This is a genomic window from Nesterenkonia halotolerans, assembly GCF_014874065.1.
Classification (GTDB): domain Bacteria; phylum Actinomycetota; class Actinomycetes; order Actinomycetales; family Micrococcaceae; genus Nesterenkonia; species Nesterenkonia halotolerans.
The window spans coordinates 417,763-436,225 of the sequence record NZ_JADBEE010000002.1; the positions used below are offsets into that span (position 1 = coordinate 417,763).

General features: G+C 67.5%; 18 protein-coding genes and 1 tRNA gene. 14 read left to right on the plus strand and 5 right to left on the minus strand.

Annotated features, from left to right (window positions below):
• Positions 1–8 precede the first annotated feature (8 nt).
• The 10 genes from H4W26_RS12165 (at position 9) to H4W26_RS12210 (ending at position 9,789) form a co-directional block, all read left to right on the plus strand.
• Entirely contained in the window at positions 9–818 is an 810-nt protein-coding gene (locus H4W26_RS12165; protein ID WP_192592475.1) for a DedA family protein, read from the plus strand.
• A 60-nt stretch (positions 819–878) separates the two neighbouring features.
• Positions 879–2,030 (plus strand): adenosine deaminase, encoded by a 1,152-nt coding sequence (locus tag H4W26_RS12170; RefSeq protein ID WP_192592476.1) that lies wholly within the window; start codon positions 879–881, stop codon positions 2,028–2,030.
• Positions 2,027–2,767, plus strand: coding sequence for a MazG nucleotide pyrophosphohydrolase domain-containing protein (locus H4W26_RS12175; protein ID WP_318779878.1), 741 nt, complete (start codon positions 2,027–2,029; stop codon positions 2,765–2,767). The genes H4W26_RS12170 and H4W26_RS12175 overlap by 4 nt, the downstream gene beginning before the upstream one ends.
• Before the next feature lie 130 nt (positions 2,768–2,897).
• Positions 2,898–4,178 carry a phosphopyruvate hydratase gene (eno, locus tag H4W26_RS12180; protein ID WP_192592477.1) on the plus strand — a complete coding sequence of 427 codons (1,281 nt, stop codon included), beginning with the start codon at positions 2,898–2,900 and terminating at the stop codon, positions 4,176–4,178.
• Positions 4,179–4,360: 182 nt separating this feature from the next.
• On the plus strand, positions 4,361–4,933 hold the full coding sequence (locus H4W26_RS14050) for an FtsB family cell division protein (RefSeq protein WP_192592478.1): 573 nt from the start codon (positions 4,361–4,363) through the stop codon (positions 4,931–4,933).
• A gap of 88 nt (positions 4,934–5,021) precedes the next feature.
• Positions 5,022–5,690 carry a DUF501 domain-containing protein gene (locus H4W26_RS12190; RefSeq protein ID WP_318779879.1) on the plus strand — a complete coding sequence of 223 codons (669 nt, stop codon included), beginning with the start codon at positions 5,022–5,024 and terminating at the stop codon, positions 5,688–5,690.
• A 75-nt stretch (positions 5,691–5,765) separates the two neighbouring features.
• Entirely contained in the window at positions 5,766–6,722 is a 957-nt protein-coding gene (locus H4W26_RS12195; protein ID WP_192592480.1) for a Ppx/GppA phosphatase family protein, read from the plus strand.
• Complete coding sequence (locus H4W26_RS12200) at positions 6,719–8,194, plus strand: S8 family peptidase (RefSeq protein WP_225940012.1); 1,476 nt, start codon at positions 6,719–6,721, stop codon at positions 8,192–8,194. Before H4W26_RS12195 ends, H4W26_RS12200 begins: the two co-directional genes overlap by 4 nt.
• A gap of 74 nt (positions 8,195–8,268) precedes the next feature.
• Positions 8,269–9,654 (plus strand): NAD(P)/FAD-dependent oxidoreductase, encoded by a 1,386-nt coding sequence (locus H4W26_RS12205; RefSeq protein WP_192592481.1) that lies wholly within the window; start codon positions 8,269–8,271, stop codon positions 9,652–9,654.
• Positions 9,655–9,715: 61 nt separating this feature from the next.
• Positions 9,716–9,789: transfer RNA gene (locus H4W26_RS12210), tRNA-Leu, on the plus strand.
• A gap of 85 nt (positions 9,790–9,874) precedes the next feature.
• Here the strand turns inward: H4W26_RS12210 and H4W26_RS12215 are convergent.
• Positions 9,875–10,483, minus strand: coding sequence for an energy-coupling factor transporter transmembrane component T family protein (locus H4W26_RS12215; RefSeq protein WP_192592482.1), 609 nt, complete (start codon positions 10,481–10,483; stop codon positions 9,875–9,877).
• Between the two features lie 33 nt (positions 10,484–10,516).
• Entirely contained in the window at positions 10,517–11,068 is a 552-nt protein-coding gene (locus H4W26_RS12220) for a biotin transporter BioY (protein WP_192592483.1), read from the minus strand.
• A 297-nt stretch (positions 11,069–11,365) separates the two neighbouring features.
• Between H4W26_RS12220 and H4W26_RS12225 the strand changes: the two genes are divergently transcribed.
• From H4W26_RS12225 to ilvA, 3 genes are all read left to right on the plus strand, one after another.
• Complete coding sequence (locus H4W26_RS12225) at positions 11,366–12,289, plus strand: Bax inhibitor-1/YccA family protein (RefSeq protein WP_192592484.1); 924 nt, start codon at positions 11,366–11,368, stop codon at positions 12,287–12,289.
• 143 nt (positions 12,290–12,432) lie between these two features.
• On the plus strand, positions 12,433–13,884 hold the full coding sequence (locus H4W26_RS12230; protein WP_192592485.1) for an AI-2E family transporter: 1,452 nt from the start codon (positions 12,433–12,435) through the stop codon (positions 13,882–13,884).
• The gene (ilvA, locus tag H4W26_RS12235; RefSeq protein WP_192592486.1) at positions 13,881–15,179 is read left to right on the plus strand and encodes a threonine ammonia-lyase; all 1,299 of its coding nucleotides are present in this window, start codon (positions 13,881–13,883) and stop codon (positions 15,177–15,179) included. Before H4W26_RS12230 ends, ilvA begins: the two co-directional genes overlap by 4 nt.
• A 159-nt stretch (positions 15,180–15,338) precedes the next feature.
• Here ilvA and greA read toward each other — a convergent pair whose 3' ends face one another.
• The 3 genes from greA to H4W26_RS12250 all read right to left on the minus strand — a co-directional run bounded on the left by greA (position 15,339) and on the right by H4W26_RS12250 (position 17,378).
• Entirely contained in the window at positions 15,339–15,839 is a 501-nt protein-coding gene (gene greA, locus H4W26_RS12240; protein WP_192592487.1) for a transcription elongation factor GreA, read from the minus strand.
• Positions 15,840–15,986: 147 nt separating this feature from the next.
• Positions 15,987–16,814: a molybdate ABC transporter substrate-binding protein gene (locus H4W26_RS12245; protein WP_192592488.1), complete on the minus strand. Its 828-nt coding sequence runs from the start codon at positions 16,812–16,814 to the stop codon at positions 15,987–15,989.
• A 108-nt stretch (positions 16,815–16,922) separates the two neighbouring features.
• The gene (locus H4W26_RS12250) at positions 16,923–17,378 is read right to left on the minus strand and encodes a DUF4307 domain-containing protein (RefSeq protein WP_192592489.1); all 456 of its coding nucleotides are present in this window, start codon (positions 17,376–17,378) and stop codon (positions 16,923–16,925) included.
• A gap of 50 nt (positions 17,379–17,428) precedes the next feature.
• Here H4W26_RS12250 and mca point away from each other — a divergent pair, with 50 nt between their 5' ends.
• Entirely contained in the window at positions 17,429–18,355 is a 927-nt protein-coding gene (mca, locus tag H4W26_RS12255) for a mycothiol conjugate amidase Mca (RefSeq protein ID WP_192592756.1), read from the plus strand.
• Positions 18,356–18,463: the final 108 nt, after the last annotated feature.

The following is an 18,463-nucleotide window of genomic DNA, read 5'->3' on the forward strand; positions in this document are numbered from 1 at the left end:
GCACGCGGATGGGGCCTGGGGAGATCCTCGATGCCATCAATGGGATCGTTCTTGACGCCGCCTCCGGGTGGTGGACGCTGGTGGGTCTGTTCCTGCTCTGCGTCATCGACGGATTCTTCCCCGTCGTGCCCTCGGACTCCCTGGTGATCGGACTGGGCTCGCTCGCGGACGAGCCCGGCACCCCGTACCTGCTCTGGGTGGTTCTGGTCGCCGCCGGGGGTGCCCTGCTGGGGGACTTCATCGCGTACCGGATCGGCCGTGCCATCGGCCCGATGCGGTTCGCCTGGATGCGCCGACCGGCACCGCAGCGGACGCTGGTCTGGGCCCGGCATGAGCTGGACAAGCGCGGGGTGCTGCTGATCTTCGTCGGGCGGTTCATCCCCGGAGCCCGCGTGGCGATCAACTTCGTGGCGGGCACCACCGGCTTCTCCATCCGCCGGTTCCTGATCATCGATCTGATCGCCTCGCTGGTGTGGGCCTCCTACTCGGTGAGCATCGGCGCCATCAGCGCGAACATCTTCGACTCGGTGCTGGTGGCGCTGGCCGTCTCCATCGCAGGAGCCGCCGTGCTGGGCTGGATCTTCGATCGGATCTTCCGGCTGCTGGCCGCCTGGCTGGACCGCAGGGGTGTGCACATCGACCGGGAGGGCTACTTCGACACCGCCGCCCTCCCGGTGGAGGCTCCGCTGCGCCTGCACCGCGACCGTGGAGACCACCACCACCACGACAACGACGGCGCGGCCAGCACACACCACGAGACCGGCGAGAACCGCAGACCCCGGCGCCGCGACGACGACGGCGACACCCCCACCCGCTGAGCCGCACCTCCCTGAAACCTTCGGGCGACTTCCGCGCCGGTCCTCGATAGACTCAGTCCTATGACTTCTTCTGCTTCTGACGTCCGCACCGCCGCCGCCCAGCTCGAAGAGCAGCTGCGCAATCTGCCCAAGGTCTCCCTCCACGATCACCTGGATGGATCAGTGCGTCCGGAGACCCTCATCGAGCTCTCCGCCGCGGTCGGTCATGAGCTGCCCACCCAGGACCCCGAGGAGCTCTCCGAGCACTTCCGCCAGAACGCGAACTCAGGTTCGCTGGAGCAGTACCTGGAGGCCTTCACGCACACCGCTGCGGTGATGCAGACCGCGCAGAACCTGCGCCGGGTCGCCAAGGAATACGTGGAGGACCTCGCCGCCGACGGCGTCATCTACTCCGAGGTCCGTTGGGCCCCAGAGCAGCACCAGCAGCAGGGACTCAGCCTGGACGAGGCCGTGGAAGCCGTGCAGGCCGGCCTGAACGAGGGCATGGAGGCAGTGGCGGAGAAGGACGGCGTCATCGTCGTCGGCCAGCTCGTCTCCGCCATGCGTCAGTCCGACCGCGCCGATGAGGCCGTGGAGCTGGCGCTGCGCCACCGCGACCAGGGCGTCGTCGGCTTCGACATCGCCGGACCAGAGGCCGGCTTCCCGCCGAGCCGCTTCGCCGACGCCTTCACCCGGCTGGCCAGCGAGATGCTTCCCGCCACGGTCCACGCCGGCGAGGGCGACGGCCTCGAATCTGTCCGTGACGCTCTGGTCTCCGGCCGTGCCCAGCGCCTGGGCCACGGCGTCCGCGTCGCCGAGGACATCACCGTGATCGAGAGCGAGCCCGACTCCGAGGCCGGGGAAGAGGTCTTCCAGGTGGAGCTCGGCCCGGTCGCCCGCTGGGTGCGCGACCGTCAGATCCACCTCGAGGTCAGCCCCACCTCCAACGTGCAGACCGGTGCCATCGCCGGGTTCGCCGAAAGCGGCAAGCCCGAGCTCAGCGACCACCCCTTCGACATGCTCTACCAGCTCGGCTTCAACGTCGGCGTCAACACCGACAACCGCCTGGTCTCCGGGGTGACCCTCTCCGGCGAGCTCGCCCTGCTCGCCGGCACCTTCGAGTACGGCCTCGCCGAGCTCGCCGACTTCCAGATCAACGCCCTGGAGTCCTCCTTCCTCGGCTACGAGGAGCGCGAGGCGCTGGCGGCGATGATCCTCGAAGCCTGGCAGTGACCGAGGCGCTCGAGAAGACCCCGTCCTCCGTGGCTGGAGAACAGATCACCACCCTGCGCTGGGTCATCGCCGCGCTCCGGGAGCACTGCCCGTGGACCTCGCAGCTGACCCACGGCGATCTCACCGAGTACCTGGTCGAAGAGGCCTACGAAGTGCTCGAGGAGATCGAGTCGGGCAGCCTGGACGAGGGTCTGCGCAAGGAGATGGGCGACCTGCTCTTCCAGGTGGCGCTGCACTCGCAGCTCGCCCAGGAGCGGGACAGCTTTGACCTCGACGGCGTCGCGGAGGCCATCACCGCCAAGCTCATCCGCCGCAGCCCGCATGTCTTCAGCGCGGACGGGCGGCTCGCCGTGGACCACCAGGCCACGGTGGAGCAGGTCGAGGCCGCCTGGACGCGGATCAAGGCTGAGGAGAAGGCTGCCCAGCAGGCGCCGGACCAGGCTGGCGCATCCGAGTCCTCCGAGTCTCACCTGGCCGGCGTCGTCGGCTCGCTGCCCGCACACCTGCCCGCCCTGGCCAAAGCGGCCAAGGTCATCGATCGGCTGGGGCGCGAGCGCGGTGAACATCTCCCGAACGACGGCGGAAAGATCCCGGCGGCGGCTGACGAGGGGGAGCTCGGTGAACTACTCTTTGCTGTGGTGCGCACCGCACGGGCCAACGGGCAGGATCCGGAACGGGCGCTGCGCAGCCACCTCCATCGACTCGGCTCAGCAGCCTCGGACACCCCGGCAGGCTGAGCTGCCGCAGCGGAGAAGCTCCGCTGCGACGTTCAACTGAGAAGTTGAGCCGAAAAGACACCGGCGCAAGGGCGCGCACGGCACACCTGAGAAGTTTCCCACCGAATGAACAACTAGGAGCCGACAGAATATGTCTCTGATCGCCAGTGTGTACGGCCGCGAAATCCTCGACTCGCGAGGCAACCCGACCGTTGAGGTCGACGTCCTTCTCGACGACGGCAGCTTCGGCCAGGCCGCAGTCCCCTCCGGCGCCTCGACCGGCGCCTTCGAAGCCGTGGAGCTCCGGGACGGTGACAAGGACCGTTACCTCGGCAAGGGCGTGAAGAACGCCGTGGCCGCCGTCAACGACGTCATCGCCGCCGCCCTGGAAGGCCAGGACGCCACTGAGCAGCGCATCGTCGACCAGATCCTGCTCGACCTCGACGGCACGGAGAACAAGAACTCCCTGGGCGCGAACGCGATCCTCGGCGTCTCCATGGCCGTGGCCAAGGCCGCCGCCGACTCCTCAGACCTGCCGCTGTACAAGTACCTCGGCGGCCCCAACGCGCACCTGCTGCCCGTGCCGATGATGAACATCCTCAACGGCGGCTCCCACGCGGACTCCAATGTGGACATCCAGGAATTCATGATCGCCCCGATCGGTGCCGCCACCTTCTCCGAGGCGCTGCGGTCCGGCGTGGAGGTCTACCACGCGCTCAAGGCGCTGCTCAAGGAGAAGGGTCTGGCCACCGGGCTCGGCGACGAGGGTGGCTTCGCGCCGAGCCTCTCCTCCAACCGCGAGGCTCTTGACCTGATCACCGAGGCGATCACCCGAGCCGGGTACACCCCCGGCAAGGACATCGCCCTGGCCCTGGACGTGGCCGCCAGCGAGTTCTACTCCGACGGCGCCTACACCTTCGAGGGCGAGTCCAAGACCCCCGAACAGATGAGCGCCTACTACGGCGAGCTCGTCGACGCCTACCCGCTGGTCTCCATCGAGGACCCGCTGGACGAGGACGACTGGTCCGGCTGGAAGACGCTCACCGACCAGCTCGGCGAGAAGGTCCAGCTGGTCGGCGATGATCTCTTCGTCACCAACCCCGACCGCCTCGGCCGCGGCATCGACAACGACACCGCGAACTCGCTGCTGGTGAAGGTCAACCAGATCGGCTCGCTCACCGAGACGCTGGATGCAGTCTCGCTGGCTCAGCGCAGCCGCTACACCACGATGATCTCCCACCGCTCCGGCGAGACCGAGGACACCACCATCGCGGACATCGCCGTGGCCACCAACGCGGGCCAGATCAAGACCGGCGCTCCGGCCCGCTCCGAGCGCGTGGCCAAGTACAACCAGCTGCTGCGGATCGAAGAGGAGCTCGGCGACGCGGCACGCTACGCCGGGGCCTCCGCGTTCCCGCGCTTCAGCGCCTGAGCTGAGCTGACTGCCTGAGAGGACGGGGTGTGCGCCCGTGGGTTCTGGTCTCCACCGGAACTTCACCGGCACACACCCCGTCCTCATCTGTGCGCGTGTCAGACGCCGGTGGTCTCCTCCGGTGCAGATATCGTGAAAGTCCACGCCGACTTCCCCTCTTCCCCTCAAGGCGGTGACCCATCGTGCCGAACAGACGTGCATCCTCTTCCGAGACCAAGGCTCGTGCGGCTCAAGCGCGTCGGCTGGCCGAACGCGATCAGGTCTCCGGCGAGATCCGCACACCGGCCGGCATCACCGCTCGTCGGGGTGTTCGCTCCAGCAGCTCCAGGACCAGCGGGTCATCGAAGACCCCGGTCAGCGCCGCGACCACGGTGCCCGAGCGCACCTTTCCGGGCCGGATGATCGTGCTGAGCCTGGTCGTGCTGGTGGTCATCTCCTTCCTCGTGCCCACGGTGAACAGCTTCTTCCAGCAGCGCTCGGAGATGATGGAGCTCGAGGCGCAGATCGCCGCCGAGCAGCAGGAGCAGGCTGAGCTGCAGTCCGAGCTTCTGCGCTGGGACGACCCAGACTTCGTCCGTCAGCAGGCCCGTGAACGGATCAACCTGGTCATGCCGGGGGAGCGTCGCTACCAGGTGATGGGCACCGAGGACAGCGAGGAGGAGCTTGCGGAGCTCGACTCCGCCGAGGTCCGGGATGACCTCCCCTGGGCAGAGGCGCTCTGGGACTCCCTGGTGCGTTCCGCCGCCACCGACTGACGGGCGGCGTGTGATGGACCCGCCGCCGCACCGGATCCGCGCCGCTGCCGAGGCCCGTGCTGCCGGCAGTGAAGTAGGCTGGGTGCCCGTGAACTCGACTACTCCTCGCCCCAGCGATCTGGACACCATCAGCCTGCAGCTGAGCAGGCCAGTGCGCGACGTCGTCGAGATTCCCGCCCGCTGCGTCTGCGGCAACCCACTCGTCGCGGCCACGGCGCCTCGGCTGAGCAACGGGATCCCGTTTCCCACCACGTTCTACCTCACCCACCCTGCAGCGACCGCAGCCGTCTCACGGCTCGAGGCCGCGGGAGTCATGGCGGAGATGAGCCAGCGACTCACCACCGACGAGCAGCTTGCCGAGGCCTACCGCCACGCCCATGAGAACTACCTCGCCGAGCGGGAACGGATCCGCTCGGACGCCGGGCTGGATCCGGTCTGGGAGATCGAGGGCGTCAGTGCCGGCGGTATGCCGGAACGCGTCAAATGCCTCCACGTGCTCGCAGGCCACGCCCTCGCCGTCGGCCCCGGGATCAACCCGCTCGGAGACGAGACGCTGGAGCTGATCGCCAGCAGCTGGACGCCTGATACCTGCATCTGCGCCAGCTCCTGGGACCACGAGGCGCCGGTCCCTCAGCGCGACCTCAGCCGACACGTGCGCCGGGCGAACCAGGGGTTCGCCCGCCAACAGTCCGCCGCCCGTGCAGACGCGCCGCAGCAGGATGCGCCCGCTTCGCAGGCGGACGCGGAAACCGCATAGAGTGCTGCCAAGCCTCCGAAGCCAGAGCGACCGACCGCCGAACCCGAAGACCGTACGCCAGGAAGAGGACACCCCATGAGAGTTGCTGCCATCGACTGCGGGACCAACTCCATCCGCCTGCTCATCGCCGATGTCGAAAGCACCGGACGCGTCACTGACGTGGTCCGGCAGATGACCGTGGTCCGGCTCGGTGAGGGAGTGGACGAGACCGGCGAGTTCTCCACCGATGCTCTGGAGCGCACTTTCGCTGCCGTGGACAACTATGCGGCACTGATCCGCCGGCATCGGGTCGAGGCGGTGCGCTTCGTGGCGACCTCTGCCTCCCGTGATGTGGCGAACCGGGACGAGTTCATCGCCGGCGTGCACCACCGGCTCGGCGTCGAGCCCGAGGTGATCCGCGGCAGCGAAGAGGCCGGGCTCTCCTTCGCAGGCGCCGCCTCGGTGCTGGACTGGGATGCCGAGCGCAAGATCCTCGTGGTGGATCTCGGCGGCGGGTCCACCGAGTTCGTGCTGGGCACCTCGGCGGGCGTCGAGCACGCCATCTCCACCGACATGGGCTGCGTGCGCTTCACCGAGCGTCATATGCGCAGCGATCCGCCCACCGACACCGAACAGTCCATGACCGCCTTCGAGACGCTGTCCTTCCTGGAGAACGTCTCCGAGGTCATGCCGCTGCATGAGACCGAAGTGGTCATCGGAGTCGCCGGCACCGTGACCACGGTGGCGGCGCATGCGCTCAAGCTGGAGGACTACGAGCCGGATCTGATCCACGGAGCGGAGATCGATCTGGACAGGATCCACCAGTCCGTGGACCAGCTCGTCCACTCCACCCGGGACGCGCGGGCCCACATGCCGATCATGCACCCCGGCCGCGTCGACGTGATCGGCGCGGGTGCGCTGATCTGGGGCACCATCCTGGACTACCTCAACAAGGTCACCGAGGGCCGGATCATCTCGGCGGTCGCCTCCGAGCACGACATCCTGGACGGCATCGCCATGTCCCTGGCCCACAGTGCGGAGAAGTCTGCATGAGGCGCAGTTCACCGGCACATTCCGCCACCCGGCGGAGCCTCTCCGCCGCCCTGGTCGCCGGGTTCGCGCTGACCTCTGCTGTGGTCGCGGCGCCCGCCGCCCACGCAGACGAGTGGCGAGACCAGCAGTACTGGCTCGAGGACTACGGGGTCACCGAGGCCTGGGAGACCACACGGGGCGAGGGCATGACCATCGCCGTCATCGACACCGGTGTGGACTCCTCCCACCCGACCCTCTCCGGCGCCGTGGTCGGCGGCACGGACGTCTCCGGAGCCGGCGACGGCGGCGCACCGGTGGACCAGGTGGCCACCGAGCACGGGACGCTCGTGTCCTCGCTGGCCGCCGGACGCGGCACCTCCGCGGAGGCCGAGGAGGTCGCTGAGCTCGTCGAGGGTGATTTCGAAGACCTGGACGAGGACGAGTGGGAAGACTGGTGGGAGGACTTCGAGTCCGACCTCGAGGAGATCTACGGTGAACAGTGGCAGGACGAGGTGGATTCCGAGGCCCTCGAGGAGTTCGAAGAGACCCGCACCGCACCCCGCGAGCTGACCCGCGACGAGGCCGGGGACGATGGCGTCGTCGGTGTCGCCCCCGAGGCGTCGCTGCTCTCGATCTCGCTGCTGCTGGAGGACCCCAACCCCTATGGGGGAGGCACCGAGGAACAGATCGCCGAGGCCGTGACCTGGGCGGTGGACAACGGGGCCGACATCATCAACATGTCCCTGGGCTCAGGGTTCCAGGAATGGCCGCAGTCCTGGGACGAGGCGTTCCTCTATGCCGAGGAGAACGACGTCCTGGTCGTCGCCGCCTCGGGCAACCGCGCCTCCGGGCAGCTCTCGGTCGGCGCCCCCGCGACGATCCCCGGGGTGCTGGCAGTGGCAGGCGTCGATGAGCAGCGCGGCATCAGCGAAGACTCCTCCTCGCAGGGAATCGCCATCGGCATCGCCGCAGCCTCCGAGCCCCTGGTCGGCGCGGTCCCCGGCGGGGGCTACGCCGAGTGGAACGGCACCTCCGGCGCAGCCCCGATCGTCTCGGGTGCCGCGGCGCTGGTCTGGGCCGCGAACCCGGAGCTCAGCGCCACCGAGGTCAAACATCGTCTGCTCTCCACGGCTGACTCAGAGGGTGCCGACGGAGTCGACCCGGAATACGGCAACGGCGTGCTCAACGTCGCGGCGGCCGTGAACGGTGAGGCCCCGGCGTTCGAGGCCTCCGCATACCCGACCCTGGCCGAATGGGTGCGCGTGCACCGACGCGGACAGGTGGAGGAGACGGACCAGGAAGAGATCCCCGAGGACGCCGGCGTAGTGGCCGGCCCCGAGGGCGAACCCCGGGCGATGCCCGAGGCCAGCCGCGCCAGCACCGCGCAGGACTGGGCGGGACCGGTGGCACTCAGCGCCGCCGCACTGCTGGTCGTCGCAGTGATCACGATGGCTGCGGTGCACTACAACCTCGCGCGCCGACAGGACCCCTGAGCAGCCGCTCAGCCGCCCCGTCACCGCAGGAAGATCAGACCACTCACTACTGAGCAACGTATAGGATGAACGATATGGCTATCTCTCAGACACTCTCCGCGAAACCCCGCGTCCTCATCGTCGGCGGCGGCTATGTCGGGCTCACCACCGCCCAGCTGCTGCAGAAGAAGGTGAAGGCAGCCGGCGGCGTCGTCACCGTCGTCGATCCGATGCCGTACATGACCTACCAGCCCTTCCTTCCGGAGGTCGTGGGCGGCCACATCGAGGCACGCCACGCGGTGGTCTCCCACCGCCGCCATCTCAAGGATTCCGAGATCGTCACGGGCAAGGTCACCGGCGTGGACCACGACGGTCGCACCGCCACCGTGGAGCTCTCCCCGGGCGAGACCATCGAGCTGCCCTACCAGGACATCATCATGGCCGCCGGCGCGACCACGAAGACCTTCCCGATCGAGGGCCTCGCCGAGCACGGCATCGGTCTGAAGACCATCGAAGAGGCGCTCACGCTGCGCAACCACGTGCTGGAGCGCATCGAGGCGGCATCGGTGATGACCGATGAGAAGGCCAAGTCCCGCGCCCTGACCTTCACCGTGGTCGGCGGCGGGTTCGCCGGCATCGAGACCGTGGCCGAGATGGAAGACATCATCCGCGCCGCCGTCGGCGCGAACTCGCGCATCGGGCAGAACGATGTGCGCATCCTCATGGTCGAGGCCATGGGACGGGTCATGCCCGAGGTCAGCGAGGACCAGGCCATCGGCGTGGTCGAGCACCTGCGCAGCCGCGGCATCGAGGTCCTGCTGAACACCTCGCTGGGCTCCGTCGTGGACGGCGAGATGACGCTGATCAACATGAAGGACAAGTCCGAGGCCGACCGCTTCGAGTCCGACACCCTGGTGTGGACCGCAGGGGTCGCCGCCAACGTGGTCGCCAAGAACTCCGGCTTCCCGGTGGAGCCGCGCGGCCGTGTGACCGGTTCGGCCACGCTGCAGATCGCGGACGAGGACGGCAAGGTCCTGCAGAACGCCTGGACCGCCGGCGACATCGCGGCCATCCCCGACCTCTCCGGCGGCGGACTGCCCGACGGCACCTGCGTGCCCAACGCGCAGCATGCCTCCCGCCAGGCCAAGGTCCTCGCGAAGAACCTCCTGGCGGCAAGCTACGGCCAGGGTCAGCTCAGCGAGTACAAGCACGAGTCCCTCGGTGCGGTCGCCGGCCTGGGCATGTTCCAGGGCGTGGGCAACCCGCTGAAGGTCAAGATCAAGGGCTTCCCGGCGTGGATGGCTCACCGCGGATACCACGCGTTCGCGATCCCCACTGTGGAGCGCAAGGTTCGCGTGGTCGGCGGCTGGGTCAACGAGCTCCTGCTCGGCCGGGACTACACCCCGGTGCGCGACCTCGAGACCCCGTACCGCCAGTTCCAGGAAGCTGCAGGCAAGAAGAAGGAAGCTTCCAAGAGCTGACCCTCAGGGTTGATACAGATTTGAGACGAGAGAGCGGGCTGTCCTTGGCAGCCCGCTCTCTGCCCCTATAGCCCAATCGGCAGAGGCAACCGACTTAAAATCGGTCCAGTGTGGGTTCGAGTCCCACTGGGGGCACCTTCAAAGCGGTGCCTAGGTGCACAGCCCACAACCCACCGTCGCTCACCGAACCCAGCGCGTCAGCGGGGCATGACCTGGGGATTCAGCGCACGCCGCGGGCTGCCAGGGCCTCGGCGGTCTCCTCGGCGTGGCGCAGGCTCATCACCAGCAGCGGCATCACCGTCGCGCGCGGGGTGGGCCGCATCCCGCGCGCCCGCTGGGCTTCGCGGATCTCCGCGTAGAAGGAGAGGATCACCGGGACCGAGCGGATCGTCAGGGACAGGGCCAGCGAGATCCGCTCGGCGCTGAGCCCGACGCGCCGCAGCGGGCGGTCGATCGGACGCAGGGCGTCTTCGCAGGCGGCGAGGATGTCGGATGTGGCGGTGGTCAGCGTGAACAGCGCGGCCAGCAGGACGACGGCGAGCACGCGGCTCACGTTGAAGCCCGTCTCCTCAGGGGTCAGGAAGATCAGCTGTGGAACGGTCAGCACCACCACCAGCCACTTCAGTCGCCACAGCTGAGCGAGCAGCCCGCGCAGACCGACTCCGGCAAAGAGGTATCCGCTCAGCACCGCGGTCCAGATCGTCAGCAGGACCCAGAGGTTCTCGCGGAAGAGCGAGGCGGCCAGGGCCGCGAGGAAGATGCCCAGGAACTTGGCGCCCACCGGCATCCGGTGCAGCGTCGAGTCTCCTGGCCGGTAGAGCGGAATCACCGATTCACCCCATCACATATCCCGCGCTCGGTGTCACCGAGCAGGGCCGTGCGAGGTGCGTCGACGGCGCGCGTGGGTGAACGGTGCGGGGTAGGCGCGGGCGAGCGGCTGAGTCAGCATGATCGCGATGACGGCCTTGATCACATCTCCGGGGAGGAACGCGAGATTCAGCAGCAGCGCCTGCTCCAGGCTCAGGCCGAGCTGGAACGCCATGACGGGCAGGCCGCAGGCGTAGACCACCAGGATGCCGCCCAGCACCGTGCCGGTGATGGTGCGCCAGAGTCGCAGCGGCCAGGAGGCCTGGGTGATGAGCCCGACGAGGAACGCACCCGGGATCCAGCCCAGCGCGAAGCCTGCGGTGGGGCCGGCGAAGACGCCGAGGCCACCTGAACCGTGAGCGAGCAGCGGCAGTCCGGCTGCGACCAGCAGATGCAGCAGGACGATGGCGCCGGCACCGCGCCACGGCCCCAGGACCGCCCCGGCGAGCATGACGCCCAGGGTCTGCAGGGTGATCGGCACGCCGCCTGCGAGTGGGATCGCTGGAAGCTGACCCAGCACTGCCACCAGCGCGGCGAACATGGCCATCTGCGAGATGCTGCGGACGGCTGTGCTGGGGCCGTCGGCTGCGGGGGTGGGGCCAGTGGGGGGACTGAGAGTCTCAGATCTGTTGAGCACTGTTCAAATATAGTGCCAACCTCGGCTGTGTTTCAGCCTGCGGCAGATTCCCAGCCGATTCCCAGTCTCAATCATGTTCAGTCGAGGGTGGGCAGTTAGAATGTTTAAGGACTCGTCCCTCGTGTGTGTGACCGGCCGTTCAGCCGTGACATGCGAGGACGAACGATGAGACATCCACCCGAGCACCGATAGGAGTGCGGTCACACCATGTCCAACCCGATCTTCAACACCGGTGCCTTCCCTGACCAGTTCAGCGAGAAGAAGCGCGAGCGGCGCCGGTTCTACATGAATGACCAGGGTGGCGTCACCGAGCAGCAGCGTCGGCAGAACCCCGCCCAGGGTCAGCCCTTCGCGACCCAGTACGGGATGCCGGGCCAGCAGGCCGGCGCAGGACGCGCCAGCACGGACCAGCTGAACCAGCAGTACAACCTCCCCGATGCGGCTGGTTCGCAGGGCGCTCCGATGACCTACGACGACGTCATCCGCAAGACCGTCACCAGCTTCGCGGTCCTCCTCGTGGGTGCCGCGGTCGCCGTCGCACTCGGTGTGGTCATGCCCGGTCTCGTCATGGGCCTCGCGCTCGTCGCGGCTCTGGTCGGCTTCGGACTCGGCCTGGCCAATGCCTTCAAGAAGGAGCCGAGCCCGGCTCTGATCCTGGCCTACAGCGCGACCCAGGGCTTCTTCCTCGGTGCGATCACGATGTTCCTGGAGACTCAGTTCCCCGGCATCGCGGTGCAGGCCGTCATGGCCACCGTGGCGGTCTTCGGCACCATCCTGGCGCTGTTCAAGTCCGGCAAGATCCGCGCCACCCCGAAGCTGAACAAGATCTTCTTCGTCGCGATCATCGGCTACGCCGTCTTCTCGCTGATGAACCTGGGTCTGATGATGTTCACCGACCTGGGCATGTTCGGCCTGCGGTCGGGCTGGTTCGGCATCGCGATCGGCGTCTTCGCCATCCTGCTGGCCTCCTACTCCCTGGTCATGGACTTCACCAACATCCAGGAAGGTGTGGACGCCGGCGTCGCCCAGAAGTACGGCTGGGCCGCTGCCTTCGGTCTCACCGTCTCCCTGGTGTGGCTCTACATCGAGATCCTCCGTGTGATCGCCATCGTTCGCTCTATGGCGGAATAGCTGTTCCCTGGGGTCCCGCGCCGATCAGGCGATGACCCTGCGAGGCTCTCTCCCGAGAGTCGACGGGCCCGACCGACGCATGCGCTGCGTGGGGCGGGCCCGTCTTTGCAGGGAAGGCCCGCAAGCCATGTCAGGATGTACCAATGAACACAGTGGAAAAGCTCGAGCTGTTGGAAGAGGACGTTCCGCCGCGGATGGCCGAGGAGCAGCGGATCCAGGATGACGTTCCCTGGGGCGTCCGGATCGCTGCGGCCTGGTCCTGGCGAGTCATCGTCATCCTTGCCTTCATCGGCGTGCTGATCTGGCTGCTCAGCCACGTCTCGCTGCTGCTGATCCCACTGCTGGTCGCGGCTCTTCTGGCGACGCTGCTGCGACCGCTGCACAATCTCTTCGTCAAGCTCAAGTTCCCCCGCGTGCTGGCGGCCATCACCACGCTGATCGTGCTGATCGGATTCGTCACCGGGCTGCTCTGGCTCGTGGGACAGCAGCTGGTCCAAGGTTTCACCGAGATGGCCAGTCAGGTGACCGAGGGACTCTTCGAGCTCGTGACGCTCGCGGAGGAGACCGCTGCCGGTTTCGGCATCCAGATCTCTGCCGATCAGATCAACCAGGGGCTTGAAGAGGGCCTGACTTATCTGCAGGACAACTCAGATGCCATTCTGGGTGGGGCCATGACCATCGGTTCCACTGCTGGCAGCCTGTTCATCGGCATGGTGCTGGCCCTGTTCACGCTCATCTTCTTCCTGGCCGATGGTCGCAAGATCTGGGACTTCCTGGTGTTCTTCGCCCCCGGCAAGCACCGCCCCGCGATCCACGGTGCCGGTCGCCGCGGCTGGACGGCACTGGGCTCCTATATGCGCGTGCAGGTCTTCGTGGCCGGCGTCGACGCCGTGGGCATCGGTGTGGGCGCTGCGATCCTCGGTGTTCCGCTCGCACTGCCTGTGGCCGTGCTGGTGTTCCTGGGCTCCTTCGTGCCCGTGGTCGGTGCGGTGGTCACCGGCGCTGTGGCCATCATCCTGGCCCTGGTCGCCAACGGCCTGGTCAATGCGCTGCTGATGGTCGGCGTCGTGCTGCTGGTCCAGCAGATCGAGTCCAACATCTTGCAGCCCATCGTCATGGGCAAGGCTGTGCGCCTGCACCCGCTGGCCGTCATCCTCGCCGTGACCGCAGGCACCACGCTGCTCGGCATCGTGGGCGCGCTCTTCGCTGTGCCGGTGCTGGCCTTCGTGAACCGTGCCGCGCAGTACCTGGTCAAGGAGGAATGGCGCGCGGATCCCGAGGCGAAGGCGATGGAGAGGCTGGAGAAGGAAGAGGCCATCAAGCGCGCCGCGCAGAAGGAGCAGCAGGAGGCCGAGGAGCAGGCCTCGCTGGCGAACATCACCCGTCGCCTGAAGGAGACCATCCCCGGGCTGAACCCCGACCGTCCCGCCTTCGGCCGCCGCGGTGGGGCTCCCGCGGGGACCGTGACCCGCACAGAGACGCAGTCGGGCGTGAGCACCGGGGAAGCGACGCACAGCGACGCGCAGCCCGACGAAAGCGTTACCATCGCGGAAGAGGACCACTCCCGGCCGGAGGATGAGGGTAGACGCGAATGACACAGATCCAGCACGTACCAGACACCAGCGCAGGTGCCCCGCTGCGCCCCGGCGCACAGCTCAGCGTGCAGCTCGAGGACGTCCAGGCTGCGCAGGAGCTGCTCGCCGACATCATCGTGCGCACCCCCATGGAGCACTCGCGTGCTCTCGGACGCATGATCGACGGGACCGTGCACCTGAAGGCAGAGAACCTCCAGCGCGCAGGTTCCTTCAAGGTCCGCGGGGCCTATGTGCGCATGGCGCGGCTCTCCGAGGAGGAGAAGGCCCGCGGCGTCGTCGCGGCCTCTGCCGGCAACCACGCCCAGGGTGTGGCGCTGGCCGCCAAGAAGCTCGGGATCACCGCCAAGATCTACATGCCGCGCGGCGTGGCCCTGCCGAAGCTGGCGGCCACCCGTGACCACGGCGCCGAGGTCATCCTCTACGGCTCCAATGTGGACGAGGCCCTGGCCGAGGCGCAGCGGCACTCGGATGAGACCGGTTCCGTGTTCATCCACCCCTTCAACAACACCGATGTGGTCGCCGGACAGGGGACCATCGGCCTGGAGATCCTGGAGCAGGAGCCCGAGGTCGACACCGTCATCATGGGGATCGGCGGGGGAGGCCTGCTCGCCGGCTCCGCCGTGGCGATCAAGCAGCAGGCGGCACGTCTGGGCCGTGAGGTGAAGATCATCGGGGTCCAGGCGGAGAACGCCGCCGCCTACCCGCCCTCGCTCGCTGCGGATGCGCTGGTGCCGATCAAGGGCGTGCGCACCATCGCCGATGGCATCGCCGTGGGTCGCCCCGGGGAGATCCCGTTCGAGATCATCAAGGAGCTCGTCGACGAGGTCGTCACGGTCAGCGAGGACGCGATTGCCCGCGCGCTGATCTTCCTGCTGGAGCGCTCCAAGATGGTGGTCGAGCCGGCCGGCGCCGTCCCCGTCGCGGCGCTGATGGAGGGAAAGCTCGCCGATCTGGGCATCAAGCCCAAGAACGTGGTCGCCGTGCTCTCCGGCGGCAACATCGACCCGATGCTGATGTTGCGCGTCATCCAGCACGGGCTCTCGGCTGCGGACCGGTTCCTGACGGTGAAGATGATGCTCAAGGACCTGCCCGGTGAGCTGGCGACGATCTCCCAGATCATCGCGGATGCCGATGCCAACGTCACCGGCGTGGATCACAGCCGGATCGGTGGGGCACTGTCCATGGGTGAGGTCTCCATCGTGATCAACATGGAGACCAAGGGCGCCGAACATTCCGAGCGGGTGCTCAACCGGCTCCGTGCCCAGGGCTACGAGCCGATCGTCCCGCCCCACTGAGAGCCGACAGCGCAGCACCTGCTTGACGGCTCAGCACCTGACCACACCACAGACGACGACGGCGGCCCCTCACCTGAGAGGGGCCGCCGTCGTCGTTCTGGGCTGATGCTGGCCTGAAGCGGGTCCCTGAGGACCGGCTTCAGGCAGCGAGAAGCGCGTTCAGCCCTTGAAGGGCTCCGCGGAGACGATCTCCACGGTGATGTCCTTGCCGTTGGGCGCGGAGTAGCTGAGCTTGTCTCCGGGCTTGGCGCCGTTGATGGCCTCGCCGATGGGGGAGCGCTCGGAGTAGACCTCGAGGTCGGTGTCTCCGGCGATCTCACGGTTGCCGAAGAGGAACTTCATCGTGTTGCCGGCGATCTTGGCCTCGACCAGCATTCCGGGCACCACGGTGTCGCCGGTGGGGGCGTCGCCCACATAGGCGTTCTCGAGCAGATCGCTGAGGTAGCGGATGCGAGCCTCGGCCTTGCCCTGCTCCTCCTTGGCGGCGTGGTAGCCGCCGTTCTCCTTGAGGTCGCCCTCTTCGCGGGCGGACTCGATGCGGTCAACGATCTCCTGACGGCCGGGTCCGCTGAGGTGCGCAAGCTCGCCCTTCAGCCGGTCGTAGGCCTCCTGGGTGAGCCACTGGGCATTCTCGTCGATCTCGGGGCTGTGCGTTGACACGGTTCATCTCTCCTTTTCATGCAAAGACCCCGCCGGGGGACGGCATGGTGCTCCGGCCCTAAGTCCGGAACCAGCCTCGGCGGGGTGTTGTTGCGTTCCACACATGGTAGTGGGGCCGCTCCGGATTCACAATCAGGACCGTACAGTTCAGTGGGAGCTGGCTCCCATTTCCGCGGAAGGAGGCGGAAGGAAGCCCGCTTCGCTGAACGCGGAACGCGCATCCTCTCCCGCCAGCACCTCGAAGAAGTCTTCGGCCGCAGCGTCATCCTGCGGCTTCTCCAGCACCCCTGCCCAGACCTCGGCGGTGCTGCGCTCCGAGGCGGGGACCTCGAAGGTCTGCAGCGGCGTGTCCTGCGCCAGTGCATCAGTGACATAGGCCAGGGCGGCGTCGCTGCGTCCGGCACCGAGATCGGTCAGCGGGGTCTGCGGGGTCTGCGGCCCGTCGGTGGTGCTCGCCCGCGCCAGCGTCGCATCGCTCGCGCCCAGATCAAGCTCGTAGGCGTTGACGAGGTCAGCCACCTGTGTGGTGCAGGGAGCATCCGCGGCGCAGGTGCTCACCCGCAGGTCAGCGACGCGCTCAGCGAAGTCGTCAAAGTGCAGGATGTTCTGCGGGTTCTCCGCGGTCGCCACCAGCACCAGACGATTGCTCGCCAGCGGCAGCGGATCCCCGGAGATGTGTCCCTCGCGTTCAAGGTCCTGCATCTGTTCTCGAGAAGCGGTCAGCACGACATCGGCCTGCGGAGCGGCGTCGATCCGCTCCACCATCGCCTCGGTGTCCAGGTACTCGACCTCGGCGGAGAGGGTGCTGTTGCGCTCCTGCAAGGTGGAGTCGAGCTGGTCCAGCGCCGGCTTGGTGGAGGGTGCTGCGATCACCGAGGCGCTGCGGACTTCACCGGCGGGCACCTCGTAGGCGGGACCGCAGGCGCTGAGCACGAAGGCGGCCACGAAACAGAGCAGAAGCACGAGCGCGATCACGCCGCGGAGTCGAAAGAACAAGGAGTCAGGTTTCACGGGGCACGCCCCTTACGGGGTGAATGGAGCCCGTCTGCTAGAGCTCTTTGGGTGATGCTGAAGATGCAGGAGCTAGTCAGCGTCCCAGCAGGAATCCACCACTCCGGTGACTCCGCGGGACTCTGTCCGCACATCAGTGCTGTAGTACTGACTGCGATCTTCTGGGTTCGACCCGTCCTGCGGGCCGAGGGTGACGATGTCTGCACCGACAACGGCGTAGCTGTTGTCGAGCACGTGGACCATGCACTGCACAGTCGCGTCGAAGTCCTTCGTCACCTGGAAGTCTACTTCAGCTTCGGTGTCGGAGACGATGGTGTAGCCGACGTCGGTGTGCGTGATCTGACCGATGGCGTTGCCCACAGTGAAGTAGATCATCGCCGCCAGGGCCAGCAGGAGTGCTCCGAGGATCATCCAGCGTTGGGACTTCGCCGAGATCCGGCGCTTCGGCGCACCATACCGCGACTCCACGCCAGGAGAAGTCCCCGTGTCGCCGGAGGCTGCGGCCTCGGTGGTGCTGGACTCTGTCATCGGGACTATTCTAGGTGCTTATGTCGAGCTCACACCCCACTGCCTCCAAGATGTCCTCCCAGGAAGCATCACCCGCCGGTTCAGCAGCCCAGAGTCTTCCGGATTCCACCGGTCTGCGGATGCTCGCCGTCCATGCCCACCCCGATGACGAGTCCTCCAAGGGTGCCGCGATGATGGCCGCCTATGTCGCTGCGGGCGCGGAGGTCATGGTGGTCACGGCCACCGGGGGAGAGCAGGGGAGCCTTCTGAATCCTGCGGCGGGGGAGATCTACGCCTGCCACCGCGATCTCCCGGGAGTGCGCCGGATGGAGATGGCCGAGGCGGCCGAGGCGCTGGACATCGAGCACACCTGGCTCGGCTTCGCCGACTCGGGGCTTCCGGAGGGGGACCCGACGCCCCCGCTTCCCTTCGGCAGCTTCGCCACGCTCCCGCTGGAGCAGGTATCGGCCCCGCTGGTGCGCCTGGTGCGGAAGTTTCGCCCGCATGTGATCCTCTCCTACGACGAGGTTGGCGGCTACCCCCATCCGGACCACATCATGAGCCACAAGATCACCGTCGAGGCCTACCACGCAGCCGGCGACCCCACGCGGTACCGGGATCTCGGCGAGGCCTGGACGCCGCAGAAGCTCTACTACGACCGAGCGTTCAACCCCGGGCGGTTCGAAGCAATCCACAACGCCCTGCTCGAGGCCGGCTATGAGTCGCCCTATGAAGAGCGACTGCGGGCGTTCCGCGACGGGTCGATCTCGTGGATGACCGAGCATGAGGTCACCACGAAGGTCCCGGTGGGCACGTTCCTGGAGCACCGCGACCGGGCACTGCGGGCCCACCGCACCCAGGTCGAACCCGATGGCTTCTTCTTCGCGACCCCCAATGACTTCCTGCGCAAGGTCTATCCCTACGACGACTACGTGCTGGTGGAGTCGAAGGTGGAGACCGAGCTTCCAGAGCATGACATCTTCAGCGGACTGCGCTGAGCCGCTGTTGCGGGCTGGCAGAGTTTCTCCGGTGATTTCTACACGGCGTAGACTGAGCCGAGCGGTCGCCGTCGGCGGCTGCTCCAACAGCCCGGTCCGCAAGACTGA